The following is a 16,365-nucleotide window of genomic DNA, read 5'->3' as shown; positions in this document are numbered from 1 at the left end:
GCCGAACCGAAACTTCAGGAACCGGGTCATGCGCAATCAGGCGCCCATTCACGCCTCGTCTTCCCCGGCAAACGTTTCCGTCGCCGATATTGTTTCGCTTGTCACCGGCCGGCGTGCTCTCGTTTCTGCCGTACATGCGCTTTCTTCCGTGGCTTCAAATTTCCCCGCTGCAGCGCAGGCCCGCCCCACTCCCGGCGATGCCCCCGCGAGCGCCCCGTCATCGGCTGTCGCCGCGCGCGACGGCCGGGAGGACCCGATCGTGACTCCAATTCGCTCACTCGCCGACGCCCGTCCGGCCTCGCGAGTCCTGCTGCTGTGCGCGGCACTCTGTGCTTCGCCGATGCTCGCGCTTTACGCGCCGCCCGCTTTCGCGCAGACGCAGGCGCAGCCGAGCGCGCCGGCCGCCGCCAAACTCTCGAAGCAGCAGCTCGACTCGTTGACGGCCCCCATCGCGCTCTACCCCGACGCGCTGCTCGCGCAGGTGCTGATGGCGACGACGTATCCGTCGGAAGTGACCGCGGCGGCGGCGTGGTCGAGCTCGCACACGAACGTCAAGGGCGACGACGCGGTGAAGGCCGTCGCCTCGGAGCCGTGGGACCCGAGCGTGCAGTCGCTCGTCGCGTTCCCGCAGGTCCTCGCGACGATGAATTCGAAGCCCGACTGGGTTTCTCAGCTCGGCAACGCGTTCCTAGCGCAGCCGAACGACGTGATGGATTCCGTGCAGCGGCTGAGAAAGCAGGCGCAGCAAGCCGGCAACCTGAAGACGAACGAGCAGCAGAAGGTGATCGTCGAGCAGAGCACGATCCAGATCGTGCCGGCGAATCCGCAAGTCGTGTACGTGCCGACCTATAACCCGACGGTCGTCTACGGCGCGTGGGCGTATCCCGCCTATCCGCCGGTCTACATTCCGCCGCCGGTCGGCTATTACGCCGGCTCGGCGCTGGTCGCCGGGCTCGCGTTCGGCACCGGCATCGCGATCACGAATGCGCTCTGGGGCGGCTTCAACTGGAATTCGCACGACGTCAACGTGAACGTCAATCGGTATAACAACATCAACGTCAACAACCGGCTGAACGCAAACAACACGACAGCGAACTGGAACCGCAACGACCCGCAGTTCAATCGCAACGTCGATCGCAGCAACCGGCAGAACAACATAAATACAGGCAACATCGGCAGCGGAAACCGCGCGCAAGCCGACCAGTTCCGCGGCCGCGAAGACCCGCGCGCGCAGGCGCGGCAGACGCTGGAAACGCGTACCGGGCAGGATGTCACCGGCTCCGCGAGCCAGCGCGTGCAGGACATCAAGCAGGGTGGCGAGCGCGGCAATCGTGGCGGCGGGGCTGGCGGCGCTGGGAGTGCTAACCGCAACGATTTGCAGCAGCGCGCGCAGGGCGTGAATCGCGACAACGCGTTGCGCGGCGCCGGCGACGGCGATGCAGCCCGGCGCGACATGCAGCGCGGCCAGGGAAGCCGCGACCAGCTTGCCAACCGTGGCGGAGGCGGAGGCAATCTCGGAGCGGGCGGTGGCGGACGTGAATTCGGAGGCGGTGGCGGAGGTGGCGGCCGTGAATTCGGCGGTGGAGGCGGTGGAGGCGGCGGCATGCGCGGAGGCGGAGGCGGATTTGGCGGCGGACACGGCGGCGGCATGCGCCGCCGGTAATCCTGTACACGCCTCAAACCCTCGCCCAACCCGATTCAGGAGCCCGTGATGAATCACACATCCGCACACGCCACATCGAAGACACTGCGCGCACGCGCCATTGCGTGGGTCGCAGCGGCTGCATTCGGCGCGTTTTCCGCGCCTGCCATCCACGCACAAGCCGTCTACCCGACGCCCGACGCCGCCGCCGACGCGTTCGCCGACGCCCTCGCCATCAACGACCACGCCGCCTTACGCCACGTGCTCGGCAACGACTATCCGCGCTTCATTCCGACCGACGACATCGGCGAGCAGGACATCTACGACTTCCTCGGCGCGTGGTCGAAGGAGCACAAGATCGTCAACGACGCCGCGCCGCTGGGCGGCGCGGCGCGCGCGCACATCGAGGCGGGCGGGAACGGCTGGACGCTGCCGATCCCGCTCGTGCAGGGATCGAAGGGATGGAAGTTCGACCTGCCCGCCGCGCGCGACGAAATCCTGACGCGGCGCATCGGCCGCAACGAGCGCTCGGTGATGCTCGCGGCGCTCGGCTATGTCGATGCCCAGCGCGATTACCAGAAACAGCAGCAGCACTACGCGCAGCGCTTCGTCAGCGCGCCCGGCAAGCGCGACGGCCTCTACTGGGACAGCGCGCCCGGCGAGCCCGAAAGCCCGCTCGGGCCGCTCGCCGCGACGATGCCGAACCACACGCTCCCCGCTGATGCCTATCACGGCTATCACTACAAGATCCTGACCGCGCAGGGGCCGAGCGCGCAGGGCGGCGCGCAGAACTACATCACCGATGGCGAGATGTCGAAGGGATTCGGCCTCGTCGCGTGGCCGGCGGAATATGGCAAGACCGGCGTGATGACCTTCATCGTCAATCAGGACGGGCAGGTTTATCAGAAGAACCTCGGGCGCTCGACGGCAAAGGCTGCCGCCGCGCTGCGAACCTTCAATCCCGACGATACCTGGCAGCCCGTTTCGCCCTGAATCGCCTGAAGGACACTGAGGCCCCGTAAAGGGGCCTCTTGCAATTCGGCGACCGGCAATCCGCCCGAGGCAGGCAAACCACCCGAAGCGGTATAATTTCGGCCTTCCCCATCAGCGCCTTCCGAAAAGCGCTCCGCATCCGTTCGGACGATTCCGGAAGCGCTTCGCGCGCGCCGCTCAAGGCCGCCGCGCCGCCCCACTTGCCTACTCTCGACCCGACTCACGATGACTGCCCAACTGATCGACGGCACCGCCCTTTCCAAGAAACTTCGCGCCGATGTCGCCACCCGCGCCGCCGCCCTCAATGCACGCGGCCATCAGCCGGGTCTCGCCGTCGTGCTCGTCGGCGACAATCCGGCGAGCGAGGTCTACGTGCGCAACAAGGTGAAGGCGTGTCAGGACAACGGCCTCCATTCGGTGTTCGACCGCTTCCCCGCGACGCTTTCCGAAGCCGATCTCCTCGCGCACATCAACGCGCTGAACCGCAATCCGACGATCCACGGCATTCTCGTGCAGTTGCCGCTGCCGGCGCATATCGACAGCCACAAGGTCATCGAGGCGATCGCGCCCGAAAAAGACGTCGACGGGTTCCACGTCGCGAACGCGGGCGCGCTGCTCACCGGCAAGCCGCTCTTTCGCCCGTGCACGCCGTATGGCGTGATGCAAATGTTCAAGGAATACGAGATTCCGCTTCAGGGCGCGAACGCGGTCGTGATCGGCCGCTCGAACATCGTCGGCAAACCCATGGCGCTCTTGCTGCTCGAAGCCGGCGCGACTGTCACGATCTGTCACAGCAAGACGCGCGATCTGGCCGCCCATACGAGGAACGCGGACGTGGTGGTCGCGGCGGTCGGGCGACGCAATGTGCTGACGGCCGACATGGTCAAGCCGGGCGCCACGGTGATCGACGTCGGCATGAATCGCGACGACGCGGGCAAACTGTGCGGCGACGTCGATTTCGCGGGCGTGCTCGACGTGGCCGGCTTCATCACGCCGGTGCCGGGCGGCGTCGGCCCGATGACGATCACGATGCTGCTCGTCAACACGATCGAAGCCGCCGAGCGCGCTGCGCCTGGCTGAACGCGCTAACGCGGCGAGCGCCTTAAATCGCATCCGTAGGCAGAATCGATTGGAAATTGCCCGCGTCGCCCCAATAATGATTCCCTGACGTTCGCCTGCGATTCATCACTCTGAAATGCGCAGCGAACGACCGAAACAAGGGCGGACCCGCCCCTTTTACACGAGACCGGGAGAGCCATGAGCGACACCACGTTAGCCACGTCAGCAACCCACGCCAACCCGCTGCTCGATTTCTCCGACTTGCCGCGTTTCGGCGAGATCAGACCCGACCACGTCACACCGGCGCTCGACGAACTGCTCGCTGCCGCGAAAGCCGCCGTCGATCACGCGAGCGCGCCCGATACCCCCGCCACCTGGAACGACATCGTCGGATCGGTCGAGAGCGCGTCCGAGCGGCTGTCGCGCGCGTGGGGCGTCGCGGGCCACCTGAACGCCGTCGCCGATACGCCCGAACTGCGCGCCGCCTACGGCGAAAACCTGCCGCGCGTGACGGAATTCTGGGCGAGCGTCGGCCAGAATCTCGCGCTTTACGATAAGTACAAGGCGATCGCCGCGGGTGAGGAATTCGCGGGCCTCTCGAAAGAGCGCAAGAAGATTCTTGAAAATTCGCTGCGCAGCTTCCGCCTCTCCGGCGCCGAACTGCCCGAAGACCGCAAGCCGCGCTTCGCGCAATTGCAGGAAGAACAGGCGGCGCTCTCGAAGGCGTTCTCCGACCACGTTCTCGACGCGACCAACGCGTTCGCCTACATCGTCACGAAGGAAAGCGAGCTGGCGGGTCTGCCTGAAGACGTGATCCAGGCGGCGCGCGAAGCCGCGCAGAAAGACGGCAAGGACGGCTGGAAATTCACGCTGCACTTCCCGTCTTATTTCCCCGTAATGCAGTACGCCGAACACCGGCCGCTGCGCGAAGCGATGTATCGCGCTTACGTGACGCGCGCGTCGGAACTCGGCGAGATGTACGGCAACGGCAAAGCCGAATGGGACAACACGGCGAACGTCGCCGAGCATCTGAAGCTGCGCGCCGAAGAAGCGCACACGCTCGGCTATCAGAATTTCGCGGAAGTGTCGCTGGCGCCGAAGATGGCGGAATCGCCCGCGCAGGTCATCTCGTTCCTCGAAGACCTCGCGAAGCGCGCGCGCCCGCACGCCGAAAACGACTGGATGGAACTGCGCGCGTTCGCCGCGACCGAACTTGGCATGCCCGAGTTGCTGCCGTGGGACGCGACCTTCGCCGCCGAGCGCCTGCGCCAGCAGCGCTATTCGTTCTCGGAAAACGAGGTGAAGCAGTACTTTCCTCAGGAAGCGGTGTTGAAGGGCCTGTTCAAAGTCACCGAGACGCTCTTCGGCGTGTCGATCCGGCGCGACGAAGCGGCAGTCTGGAATCCCGAAGTGCGGTTCTTCCGCGTCGAGAACAAGGATGGCGCGCTGATCGCGCAGTTCTATCTCGACCTCTATGCGCGCGAAGGCAAGCGCGGCGGCGCCTGGATGGACGATGCGCGCTCGCGTCACAAGCTCACGAGCGGCAACGTGCAGACGCCGGTCGCGTATCTGACGTGCAATTTCTCCGCGCCGGTCGGCGGCAAGCCCGCCTGCTTCACGCACGACGAAGTCATCACGCTTTTCCACGAATTCGGTCACGGGCTGCATCACATGCTGACGCGCGTCGATGAAATGGGCGTGTCGGGCATCAACGGCGTCGAATGGGACGCGGTCGAACTGCCGTCGCAGTTCATGGAGAACTTCGCGTGGGAGTGGGACGTGCTGACCGACATGTCCGCCCACGTCGATACCGGCGCCCCGCTGCCGCGCGATCTCTTCGACAAGATGCTCGCCGCGAAGAATTTCCAGAGCGGCCTGGGCACGCTGCGCCAGATCGTGTTCTCGATGTTCGACATGGTGCTGCACACGTCCTACGATCCGGCGCGCGACGAAGGCAAGAGCGTCACCGACGTCGCTCGCGAGATCAACGAGAAGTTCCACGTCGTGCCGCAGGCACCGTTTTCGCGCTGGCCCAACACGTTCAGCCACGTGTTCGCGGGCGGGTATGCCGCCGGGTACTACAGCTACAAGTGGGCGGAAGTGCTGTCGGCGGATGCTTATGCGGCGTTCGAAGAGGCGGCGCAGTCGTCGAATCGATCGGTGCTCGATTCCGAGACCGGCATCCGCTACCGCCGCGAAATTCTGGAAGTGGGCGGCAGCAGGCCCGCGATGGAATCGTTCAAGGCGTTCCGCGGACGCGAGCCGAATATCGACGCGTTGCTGCGCCATAACGGCATGACGGCATGACGGCCCACGCAGTGCATACGCGCTTCGATTGATTGAAGTTTGAGAGCCGTTCCCGCGTGAGCTGGAACGGCTTTTTTGTTCAGCGCTCCAGCCTGAAATTCACCTCGGCGGGCCGCCCTTCGAGCGCAAGACTCGCGCGCACCGACGGCGAGCGGCTCACGACTTCACCGCGCCGGATCACCGCCGTGCGCGCGGCGCGCAGCCGGATCGCCTCGATCGGATCGCGCGCGTCGAGCACCACGCAATCCGCGTTGCAGCCCACTTCGATCCCGTACCCTTCGATGCCGAGAATCCGCGCGGGCGTCGTAGTCACGGCGTCGAATGCGGCGCGCATGCCGTCCACGCCCGTCATCTGCGCGACGTGCAGCCCCATGTGCGCGACTTCGAGCATGTCGCCGGAGCCCAGGCTGTACCACGGGTCCATCACGCAATCATGGCCGAACGCGACATCGATGCCCGCCGCGAGCAGTTCCGGCACGCGCGTCATGCCGCGCCGCTTCGGATATGTCTCGGCGCGGCCCTGCAGCGTAATGTTGATGAGCGGATTCGCGATCGCCGCGACGCCTGACTCGCGCATCAGCGGAATCAGCTTGCTCACGTAGTAGTTGTCCATCGAATGCATCGACGTGAGGTGCGAGCCGGTCACTCGCCCTTGCAGACCGAGCCGATGCGTCTCGGCGGCGAGCGTTTCGATGTGGCGCGACATCGGATCGTCGGTTTCGTCGCAGTGCATGTCCACGCGAAGACCCTTCTCCGCCGCGAATTCGCAGAGCAGCTTCACCGACGCCGCGCCGTCCGCCATCGTGCGCTCGAAGTGCGGAATGCCGCCGACCACATCGACGCCGAGCGCGATCGCGCGCGTCAGGTTTTCAAAAGCGCCCGCACTGCGCAATATGCCGTCCTGCGGAAACGCGACGAGTTGCAGGTCGAGATACGGCTTCACGCGGCGTTTCACTTCGAGCAACGCCTCGACGGCGAGCAAACGCGGATCGCAGACATCGACGTGCGAGCGGATCGCAAGCAGCCCGCGGGCGACGGCCCAGTCGCAGTACTGCATCGCGCGCTCGACCAGCGCCTCCTGCGTCAGGTCCGGCTTCAGTTCACCCCACAACGCGATGCCTTCGAGCAGCGTCCCCGACGCGTTCACGCGCGGCAAGCCGTAGGACAGCGTGGCGTCCATGTGGAAATGCGCATCGACGAAGGGCGCGGTGACGAGCGAACCGTTGGCGTCGATCTCCTCGCGGGCGGTGGCTTCGAGCCGCGGCTCGATCGCGGCGATGCGCCCCGCTTCCATGCCGATGTCGACCAGTTCGCGGGAACGTGCAGTCGCTGCGCGTCGGATGATGAGGTCCATACGATTCCTTGAGCGGTTGGGCTTTTCGGGATGATTGTAGCGGGACAAAATCGCCTGGCTGTCGTGTATGCGCCAGACGGTTATCATTGCCGCCAACGCCTTTTCACTCTTTCGACCCCGCATGAAAATCGCCACCTGGAACGTCAATTCCCTGAAAGTCCGCCAGCAGCACGTCCTCGACTGGCTCCAGTTGAGCCAGTGCGACGTCCTGTGCCTGCAGGAACTCAAGCTCACCGACGACAAATTCCCCCGAGCCGACTTCGAAGCCGCCGGCTACAAAAGCTGGTTCGCCGGCCAGAAGACGTATAACGGCGTCGGCATTCTCGTGCGCGACGGCGTAACGGTCGATGAAGGCAGCGTCGTGCGCAACATCCCCGGCTTCGACGACCCGCAGCAGCGCGTAATCGCCGCGACCATTGACGGCGTGCGGATCGTGTCGGCGTACTTTCCGAACGGGCAGGCCGTCGGCAGCGAGAAATTTGCCTACAAGATGCGCTGGCTGGACGCGCTGCACGACTGGCTCATCGACGAGATGAAGGTGCACCCGAAGCTCGCGCTTCTCGGCGACTACAACATCGCGCCCGAAGACCGCGACGTGCATGATCCGAAAGCGTGGGAGGGCCAGAACCTCGTTTCGCCGGAAGAGCGCGCGCAATTCGTGCGGCTCGTCGGGCTCGGCCTGACCGATTCCTTCCGCCAGTTCGAGCAGCCCGAAAAACTCTTTACGTGGTGGGACTACCGGATGCTCGCGTTCCGCCGCAATGCGGGGCTGCGGATCGATCACATTTTGTTGTCGGCGGAACTTGCTGCGACGTGCTCGGCCTGCGAAGTCGATAAAGTGCCGCGCAAGTGGGAGCAGCCGTCGGATCACGCGCCCGTGATCGCGACGATCGGCTGATTTTTTGAGACGCCCGTCAATCAGGCGTCGAGATGCAGTTCCTGGATCTTGCGTGTGATCGTGTTGCGTCCGATGCCGAGCCGCTCCGCCGCCTCGACCTTGCGGCCGCGCGTGAAATCGAGCGCCTCGCGGATCACGGCTGCCTCGAACCGGCGCGCGAGTTCGTCCATGACATCGGCCGTGTTCTCGCGCAACAGCCGCGCGACTTCCGTGCGCAAACCGTTCTCCCACACGCTGACCGGCACGCCCGGCGGCGCGGCGTTGAGCGTCGCGGGCGCGCTCGACGTGCCGTTAAGCCCGGTGCTTGCGGACACCGCGCCGCTCGTCTCGGAATTCGCCGTGAGCGACGTGCTCTCGCCGGCGTATTCCTGCGTCGGCGTGAGATCGGGCGGCAGGTCCTTCTGCTCGATCGTCTGCGCGGGCGCCATCACCGTCAGCCAGTTGCACAGGTTTTCGAGTTGCCGCACGTTGCCCGGAAACGGCAGCGAAGCAAGATAAGCCAACGCCTCCTCCGAAACGCGTTTCGGCTCGACACCGAGATCGCGCGCGCTTTTCTGCAGGAAGTGACGCGTGAGCAGCGGAATGTCTTCGCTACGTTCGCGCAGCGCGGGCAATCGCAGCCGGATCACGTTGAGCCGGTGATACAAGTCCTCGCGAAACAACCCTTGCCGCACGCGCGATTCCAGATTCTGGTGCGTCGCGGCGATCACGCGGACGTTCGCCTTCAGCGGGTTGTGGCCGCCGACGCGATAAAACTGCCCGTCGGAGAGCACGCGCAACAGCCGCGTCTGCAGGTCGAACGGCATGTCGCCGATTTCGTCGAGAAAGAGCGTGCCGTTCTCCGCCTGCTCGAAGCGACCCTGGCGCATCGCCTGCGCGCCGGTAAACGCGCCGCGCTCGTGCCCGAAAAGTTCGGATTCCAGCAGGTCCTTCGGGATCGCCGCCGTGTTGAGCGCGATGAACGGACCGTTCGCGCGCGGGCTATGTCGGTGCAGCGCGCGGGCGACAAGCTCCTTTCCGGTGCCTGATTCGCCCGTGATGAGCACGGTCGCGGCCGAATGCGACAGACGTCCGATTGCGCGGAACATATCCTGCATCGCCGGCGCCTGGCCGAGCATCTCGGGCGTCTCGGTGACGCGGTCGTCATAGGCCGCTTCGCCGCGCATGCTTTCGTCGACGGCGCGGCGGATCAGCTCCACCGCCTTGTCGACGTCGAAGGGTTTCGCGAGGTACTCGAACGCGCCGCCCTGGAACGCGGCGACGGCGCTGTCGAGGTCCGAGAACGCGGTCATGATGATGACCGGCAGCCCTGGTAGCCGGTCGCGCACGGTTTGCAGCAATTCGAGCCCCGAGCCACCCGGCATGCGGATGTCGGACACGAGCACTTGCGGGCTCTCCTGCTCGAGCGCGGCGAGAGCGTCGCGCACGCCGGAAAAGCTGCGCGTCGCGAAATTCTCGCGTGCCAGGGCTTTTTCGAGCACCCAGCGGATGGATTGGTCGTCGTCTACTATCCAGATCGGCTTCATATCGTTCGGCGAGAAGTCTTCGTGTGGTTCGGTGAGCCCGTCGAAACGGTCAGGCGTCAAAGCATGATTCGGAATGTTGGCTCTGGATAATCAACCTTCGGTCATGGGTCCCAGATTAGTTTCCAAAAGGCAAAAGGATCGTGAACTCGGTGCAGCCCGGCCTGCTCTCCACTTCGATCAGCCCATCGTGCTGCTGCACGAACGACTGCGCGAGCGTGAGGCCGAGTCCGCTGCCGTCTTCCCGGCCCGACACGAGCGGATAAAAGATGCGGTCGCGGATATCGGCGGGGATGCCCGGGCCGTTGTCAGTGATATGCAAGTCCAGTGCCAGTTTGTGCAGGCGCTTGCCGATCGTGACCTTGCGCGCGATGCGCGTGCGCAATTCGATCTTCGCATCGCCCTGCGAAATGCGTTCGCGCAGCGCTTCTGCCGCGTTGCGCACGATGTTCAGCAGCGCCTGGATCAGCTGCTCCTTGTCGCCGCGCAGGTCGGGCACGGAGACGTCATAGTCGCGCTCAATCGTGAGGCCGCGCGGAAACTCCGCGAGGATCACCTGCCGCACGCGCTCGCAGACTTCGTGGATATTCACGTCGCCGACGATGTGCGGATGCCGGTGCGGTTCCAGCAACCGGTCGACGAGCGTCTGCAGCCGGTCCGATTCCTTGATGATGACCTGCGTGTATTCACGCAATTCGTCGCGTTCGCGCGCGCCGAGTTCGAATTCGAGCAGTTGCGCAGCACCTCGAATCCCGCCGAGCGGATTCTTGATCTCGTGCGCGAGATTGCGTATCAGCTGCTTGTTGACCGCGGTCAGGTCGTGAATGCGCTCCTCACGATCACTTTTGAGATGCCGCTCGTTCTCAAAAAGCTCGAGCAGCACGTAGTCCGCCGCACTTTCGAGATACGCGACGACCGCATGCACATGCAGCGGCTCGCGTCCCGCGCGTTCCAGCACGGCGTCGAGATGGGTCGCGTTGAAACGGTTCTCGGCGATCGACGCGATCGTGCTCACGAGCTCCTCAGCGTTGGCGAAGAGTTCGGGCCAGTGCGTTTGCGTGAGCTGTTTGCGCGACATCTCCAGCATCGACTCCGCCGATGGATTCGCATACGCGATCTTCAGGCTGCGCTTGTCGAGGACGAGCACGACGGTCGGCAGCGCTTCGAGCCCCGGCAGCAAGCCGGTGTGCACGAGCTGCGCATCGTCCGATAGCGCATCGGCCTGCGGCTTTCTCGACTTGATCAGATTCTTGAGCACCATCTTTGCGGTGAGGCCTCGCTCGTTGAGTCGGTATCTTGAAATTCAGGCGCGCGCACTTGCGGCGCATTAAAGCGCGGTGATTAAAAAAAGGGACGGCGCGCCGTCCCTTTTCGTCATCCCGCGTGGCTCGCAAAACGGCGCGCTTCACTGGCAGGCCGCCGATGAAGCGTCGCCATCCGGCGTGCTTACAGCGAGTAGTACATTTCGAACTCGATCGGATGCACCGACTGACGGAAGCGTTGCAGCTCGCCCGTCTTCAGTTCGATGTACGCGTCGAGCATCGAATCCGTGAACACGCCACCGCGCGTCAGGAACTCGCGGTCGCCATCCAGCGCGTCGAGCGCTTCGTCGAGGCCGGCACACACGGTCGGGATCTTTGCATCCTCTTCCGGCGGCAGGTCGTACAGGTTCTTGTCGGCCGCTTCGCCCGGGTGGATCTTGTTCTGCACGCCGTCGAGACCGGCCATCATCAGCGCCGAGAAGCACAGGTACGGGTTCGCGAGCGGATCCGGGAAGCGCGTTTCGATACGGCGGCCCTTCGGGTTCGGCACGTGCGGAATGCGGATCGATGCCGAGCGGTTACGCGCCGAGTAGGCGAGCTTGACCGGCGCTTCGAAGTGCGGCACGAGACGCTTGTACGAGTTCGTACCCGGGTTCGTGATCGCGTTCAGCGCGCGTGCATGCTTGATGATCCCGCCGATGTAAAACAGCGCGAATTCCGACAGACCCGCGTAGCCATTGCCCGCGAACAGGTTCACACCGTCCTTCCAGATCGACTGGTGAACGTGCATGCCCGAACCGTTGTCACCGACGACCGGCTTCGGCATGAACGTCGCCGTCTTGCCGTACGTGTGCGCCACGTTGTGGATGATGTACTTCATCTGCTGCAGCCAGTCGGCGCGCTGAACAAGCGTCGAGAACTTCGTGCCGATTTCGTTCTGGCCCTGACCCGCCACTTCGTGGTGGTGCACTTCGACCGGAATGCCGATCTGTTCGAGCAGCAGACACATTTCCGAGCGGATGTCCTGGAACGTGTCCACTGGGGCGACCGGGAAGTAGCCGCCCTTCGTGCCCGGACGGTGGCCCGTATTGCCGCCTTCGAAGTCCATCGCCGACGACCACGGCGCTTCTTCCGAGCCGATCTTGACGAACGTGCCCGATTGATCCGTGCCCCACTTGATCGAGTCGAAAATAAAGAATTCCGGCTCCGGACCGAAGAAGGCCGTGTCGCCGAGGCCCGAGCTCTTCAGGTACGCTTCGGCGCGCTTCGCGAGCGAACGCGGGTCGCGTTCGTAGCCCTTGCCGTCAGCCGGTTCGACGACGTCACACGACAGCACGAGCGTTGATTCTTCGTAGAACGGGTCGATGAAAGCCGTGTCGGCATCCGGCACGAGCAGCATGTCCGACGCTTCGATGCCCTTCCAGCCAGCGATGGAGGAACCGTCGAAAGCGTGGCCGCTTTCAAATTTGTCTTCGTCGAATGCCGATACCGGCACCGATACGTGTTGTTCTTTACCGCGCGTGTCGGTGAAACGGAAATCGACAAACTTGACGTCCTCGTCCTTGACGAGTTGCATGACGTCGGCCACGGATTTACTCATTACCTATCTCCTGATTAACAAAAGTCGGCGAACGGCTTCGCCGCCCCGTACCGATCCGAAAACTATCGGCGTCTAAAAAGCAGCTTCCGTGCCAGGCGCACCATCCTTGCGCCAAGCGATTGAAGCAGCGCGCATTTTCGGTGAAGGATCATTTTGCTCTGCGTCGACGTCTCGAATGAGGCCGCCGTGCATGCACAAAAATAGTGCCTCCTTCCGATACTCTTCTTACGTTAGCACCAAAATTGAGCATCACTCTTTTGTCGCACCAACTTGATGCATAGCGTCACTCCCTTGCTTCTCGACGCTGAGGTGTTTCAAGCGCCAACGCCACGCTAGAATGAATCTTTAAGCTTTCCGGAGACCTGCGTCATGAGCACGCTCGAGCAGTTGTACAGTCAGGCCACGGCCCGTGGCACTGAAAGCCGCTTGCCGTATGCGGGCGCGATCCTGCCCGCCGAGGCGTTCGAACTGTTGCAGCTCGACCCACGCGTAAAGCTCGTCGATGTCCGCACCCGCGCGGAACTCGACTGGGTCGGCCGCCCGGGAATCGACGGCGCGCAGTACGCCCACATCGAATGGATCCGCTACCCGGGCTCGGTTCCGAACGCCGAGTTTATCGAACAACTGCGGCAAGTCGCCACCCCGGATACCCCCGTCCTGTTTCTTTGCCGCAGCGCGGCGCGTTCGAAGCTCGCCGCAGTCGCCGCGCAGAAGGAAGGTTACACGCAGGCGTTCGACCTGCTGGAAGGCTTCGAGGGCGACAAGGACGGCCAAGGTCATCGCAAGACCGTTTCCGGCTGGTGCTTCCGCGGCTTGCCCTGGATCGGCGCTTGACGAGCCAACAAGCCGTCAACTCTGCGTCGCCTCGCTTGGCGGCGCTTCCACTATTTCGCCGCCGAGGGCGTTCACGCCATCGCGCAGCGCCTCGAAGGCCGCATTAGCGCAATCCGGATCGCCCTTCACGCCCAGATCGATGTGCGCGCGCGTGTAAATCGCGCCGCGCGACGCATCGCCCACGCTCGGCAGGCTGAACACACGCACGCCGGGAAAATCCTGTTCGATCGTGACCATCAGCGGCGTGATGCGCGACTCGGGCAGCCCGAACACCAGCACCGACCGCTCGACATAAGGCTTCGCGTGATGCAGATGCGCGTACTTCGTGTCGAGCACCCACTCCATCATCGGCCACGCCATTACCGGGAAACCGGGCACGAAATGATGGTCGGCGACTGAAAAGCCCGGAATTCGGTTGTAGCTGTTCGGAATGATCGACGCGCCCTTCGGAAACGTCCCCATGTTCAGCCGGTGCAGGTTTTCGGGCGATTCAAGATCGATCGGCTTGCCCGCCGCCATCTCGATCACGCGCGCGCGGATCAGTTCCGCGGCTTCCGGATGCAGCTCGAGCGACACGCCGAGCGCTCGCGCGGCGCATTGCCGCGTGTGATCGTCGGGCGTGGCGCCGATCCCGCCAGTCGAAAAGACGACGTCATCCGCGGCGAAGGTGCGCGCGAGCGTCGCGGTAATGCGTTCGGGGTCGTCGCCGATGTACTCAGCCCAGTCGAGCGCGAGGCCGCGCGACGCGAGCAGTTCGATGATTTTCGGCAGATGCTTGTCCGCGCGCCGCCCGGACAGGATCTCGTCGCCGATGATGATTACGCCAAAGCCCATAAAGACCCCTCAGGATTGAAGCGGCACAACGGCCGTGCTCGCCGCCGTCTCGGCCCGCAGGCGCTCGAGCGCGTGCAGGCAGTAGTGCGCGAACCAGAGCTCCGAAAAGACGAGGATGTACGCGTAAATCCAGATCGTCACCGCGGCCACGACCGGAAAGAGCGGCAAAAGCCATACCGACCACGCCCAGAGCATCGTCGGAAGCGAGCTCAGGAGTCCGCTCGCGATGCCGATGCCGAGCAGCGGCCAGCGCGCGCCCTTCACGATCGCGCGGCGCTCGGCGGCGCTGGCGTGCACGGCGAGCGCGTCGTAGGTCATCACGCGGTACGTGAGCCAGCCCCACAGGAGCGGCGGGATCAGCGCGAAGAACGGCGGGATCAGCCACAGCGGCAGCGTCACCACGAGCAGCACGAGGCATACCACCGTCGTGACCACCGAATGGCCGAGGCTGCCGTACCACGAGCCGCCGTGCCGCTCCTCCAGCGTGGCGTATTGCCGGCGCGTGAGCAGTTTGATGACCGACGGCATCGACATCGTCGCGATCAGCAGCAACACGGTCACCACGATCAGCGGAATCGTCATCACGACCACCAGGAACGGCGCGATCACCGAATGCAGCGACGAAAAGCCGAACGAATCGAAGAGCCGGTACATCATCGATGTGAGCGCCCAGCCGTCGAGCCAGCCGCTCGCCGCGCCCGTCAGCGTCTGCCAGAAGTACCACAAAAGCACGCCCCACCCCGCCGTCGCGACGGCGAACGGCATGAAGGTAAGCCAGAGCATCTTGGGGTGAAAGGCGTTCGCGAGCGCGCGCACGAACGAACGCAGCAAGTCATTCATCCGAATCGTCTTGGTAGGGAAATTAAGGAGCAACTTCGTTGCATGGGTGCCAGAGCTAGCCCTGGAGCTCTAGCTCTGGCCGACAAGAATAAACCAGCGAAGCCGGTCCGCGCAGTTGGCCGAATGGCCAATACGCGCCGGATGGAGCCGCACGGGCCCGTGCGGCATGGACATACGTCAGACAGCGGCGGTGTCCGTGTCGGAGTTTTGCCGGCGCGTAACGAGACGCGCGCCGATGCGCTTGAACGCGAGCCAGTGCTGCTCAAAAAAGCCCTCGCCGTAGTTCACGGGCGTCACACCCGGCGCGGCGAGTTGATCACGAATACCAGTCGGCTCCACCTCCCGGTTCCACGACACGCTCCGGAAAAGCATGTCCCACCACGGAAACAGCACGCCGAAGTTGCAGCCGTATTTCGTGCCTTCGTGGCCGAACCCGATCGCGTGATGCCGGCGATGAAACGCCGGGCTCACCAGCAGACGGTCACCGAGCCAGCCGTAGTGAATGCGGATATTCGCGTGCTGCACGCTTTGCATCAGGTTCGTGATCGCCACCAGCACCACGAACTGCGCCGGCTCCACGCCGATCACGAGCGCGATCGACGCGAAAAAGCTCGCCTGAAGGACGTCGTCGAGCAGGTGGTTGCGGTCGTCGGACCAGAGCGACATCTGCTGCTGGCTGTGGTGGACGGCGTGCAACTCCCACCAGATGCCGATCCTGTGTTCCAGCCGGTGATACCAGTAACCGGCGAAATCGAGCACGACGAGATAGATGACGAACGCGACGAGCGGCTGCGTCGTTACGCCAGGCCAGAGATTGTCGATTTCGAGATTGGGCACGCTGTGCAGGCGTAACCAGCTTTGCAGCGAATCGAAGAGCGGCTGGAACGTGAAGAAGAAGAACAGATTCAGGATGCCGAGCTTCACGATCCACGTGTACAGCACGTCCACCCGCACGCCCTTTCGGTGCTCCCACTGCTCCGCCGGCCGCAGCGCCTCGAGCGGGCGCAAGAGCGCGTACATCGCGAGCACTTCCATGACGCCGACGATCACCCAGTAGAGCGCGTCGTAGGTGTCCTCGTCATAGTCCATCAGGCCGACCTTGAACAGGAACGGCTGGATGACGTCGACGTACAGAAGCGTCTGCACCGCCGAAACAAAGTTATCGAGAGACGAAAAAATGAACTGAAACATGGTGCTCCGTGACATGCGCTGCGGGCCT

General features: G+C 64.0%; 13 protein-coding genes. 6 read left to right on the top strand and 7 right to left on the bottom strand.

Annotated features, from left to right (window positions below; all coding sequences use genetic code 11):
• The first annotated feature begins 340 nt into the window (after positions 1-340).
• The 4 genes from AWB65_RS13445 (at position 341) to AWB65_RS13430 (ending at position 6,001) form a co-directional block, all read left to right on the top strand.
• On the top strand, positions 341-1,663 hold the full coding sequence (locus AWB65_RS13445) for a DUF3300 domain-containing protein (protein ID WP_087667626.1): 1,323 nt from the start codon (positions 341-343) through the stop codon (positions 1,661-1,663).
• A 48-nt stretch (positions 1,664-1,711) separates the two neighbouring features.
• Positions 1,712-2,635: a DUF2950 domain-containing protein gene (locus AWB65_RS13440; RefSeq protein WP_087667625.1), complete on the top strand. Its 924-nt coding sequence runs from the start codon at positions 1,712-1,714 to the stop codon at positions 2,633-2,635.
• A 225-nt stretch (positions 2,636-2,860) separates the two neighbouring features.
• On the top strand, positions 2,861-3,715 hold the full coding sequence (folD, locus tag AWB65_RS13435) for a bifunctional methylenetetrahydrofolate dehydrogenase/methenyltetrahydrofolate cyclohydrolase FolD (protein ID WP_087667624.1): 855 nt from the start codon (positions 2,861-2,863) through the stop codon (positions 3,713-3,715).
• Between the two features lie 177 nt (positions 3,716-3,892).
• Entirely contained in the window at positions 3,893-6,001 is a 2,109-nt protein-coding gene (locus tag AWB65_RS13430) for a M3 family metallopeptidase (RefSeq protein WP_087667623.1), read from the top strand.
• Between the two features lie 79 nt (positions 6,002-6,080).
• Here the strand turns inward: AWB65_RS13430 and AWB65_RS13425 are convergent, their stop codons facing one another.
• Positions 6,081-7,355, bottom strand: coding sequence for an amidohydrolase family protein (locus AWB65_RS13425; RefSeq protein ID WP_087667622.1), 1,275 nt, complete (start codon positions 7,353-7,355; stop codon positions 6,081-6,083).
• A 121-nt stretch (positions 7,356-7,476) separates the two neighbouring features.
• Here AWB65_RS13425 and xth point away from each other — a divergent pair, with 121 nt between their 5' ends.
• Positions 7,477-8,253 (top strand): exodeoxyribonuclease III, encoded by a 777-nt coding sequence (gene xth, locus AWB65_RS13420; RefSeq protein ID WP_087667621.1) that lies wholly within the window; start codon positions 7,477-7,479, stop codon positions 8,251-8,253.
• 20 nt (positions 8,254-8,273) lie between these two features.
• Here the strand turns inward: xth and ntrC are convergent, their stop codons facing one another.
• The 3 genes from ntrC to glnA form a co-directional block, all read right to left on the bottom strand.
• A complete protein-coding gene (gene ntrC, locus AWB65_RS13415) occupies positions 8,274-9,779 on the bottom strand; it encodes a nitrogen regulation protein NR(I) (RefSeq protein WP_087667696.1) in 1,506 nt (501 codons plus the stop codon).
• A 115-nt stretch (positions 9,780-9,894) separates the two neighbouring features.
• Positions 9,895-11,037, bottom strand: coding sequence for a nitrogen regulation protein NR(II) (gene glnL, locus AWB65_RS13410; protein ID WP_087667620.1), 1,143 nt, complete (start codon positions 11,035-11,037; stop codon positions 9,895-9,897).
• A 185-nt stretch (positions 11,038-11,222) separates the two neighbouring features.
• Positions 11,223-12,638 (bottom strand): type I glutamate--ammonia ligase, encoded by a 1,416-nt coding sequence (gene glnA / locus AWB65_RS13405; protein WP_087667619.1) that lies wholly within the window; start codon positions 12,636-12,638, stop codon positions 11,223-11,225.
• Positions 12,639-13,007: 369 nt separating this feature from the next.
• Here glnA and AWB65_RS13400 point away from each other — a divergent pair, with 369 nt between their 5' ends.
• Entirely contained in the window at positions 13,008-13,472 is a 465-nt protein-coding gene (locus tag AWB65_RS13400) for a rhodanese-like domain-containing protein (RefSeq protein WP_087667618.1), read from the top strand.
• A 15-nt stretch (positions 13,473-13,487) separates the two neighbouring features.
• Here AWB65_RS13400 and AWB65_RS13395 read toward each other — a convergent pair whose 3' ends face one another.
• From AWB65_RS13395 to AWB65_RS13385, 3 genes are all read right to left on the bottom strand, one after another.
• The gene (locus AWB65_RS13395; RefSeq protein WP_087667617.1) at positions 13,488-14,306 is read right to left on the bottom strand and encodes a competence/damage-inducible protein A; all 819 of its coding nucleotides are present in this window, start codon (positions 14,304-14,306) and stop codon (positions 13,488-13,490) included.
• A gap of 9 nt (positions 14,307-14,315) precedes the next feature.
• Positions 14,316-15,146: an EI24 domain-containing protein gene (locus AWB65_RS13390; RefSeq protein WP_087667616.1), complete on the bottom strand. Its 831-nt coding sequence runs from the start codon at positions 15,144-15,146 to the stop codon at positions 14,316-14,318.
• Positions 15,147-15,323: 177 nt separating this feature from the next.
• Positions 15,324-16,337: a sterol desaturase family protein gene (locus tag AWB65_RS13385; protein WP_087667615.1), complete on the bottom strand. Its 1,014-nt coding sequence runs from the start codon at positions 16,335-16,337 to the stop codon at positions 15,324-15,326.
• Positions 16,338-16,365: the final 28 nt, after the last annotated feature.

The organism is Caballeronia humi (genome assembly GCF_001544475.1).
Classification (GTDB): domain Bacteria; phylum Pseudomonadota; class Gammaproteobacteria; order Burkholderiales; family Burkholderiaceae; genus Caballeronia; species Caballeronia humi.
Note: the sequence above shows the minus strand (reverse complement) of the source record. Positions and strands in the feature narration are given on the sequence as shown.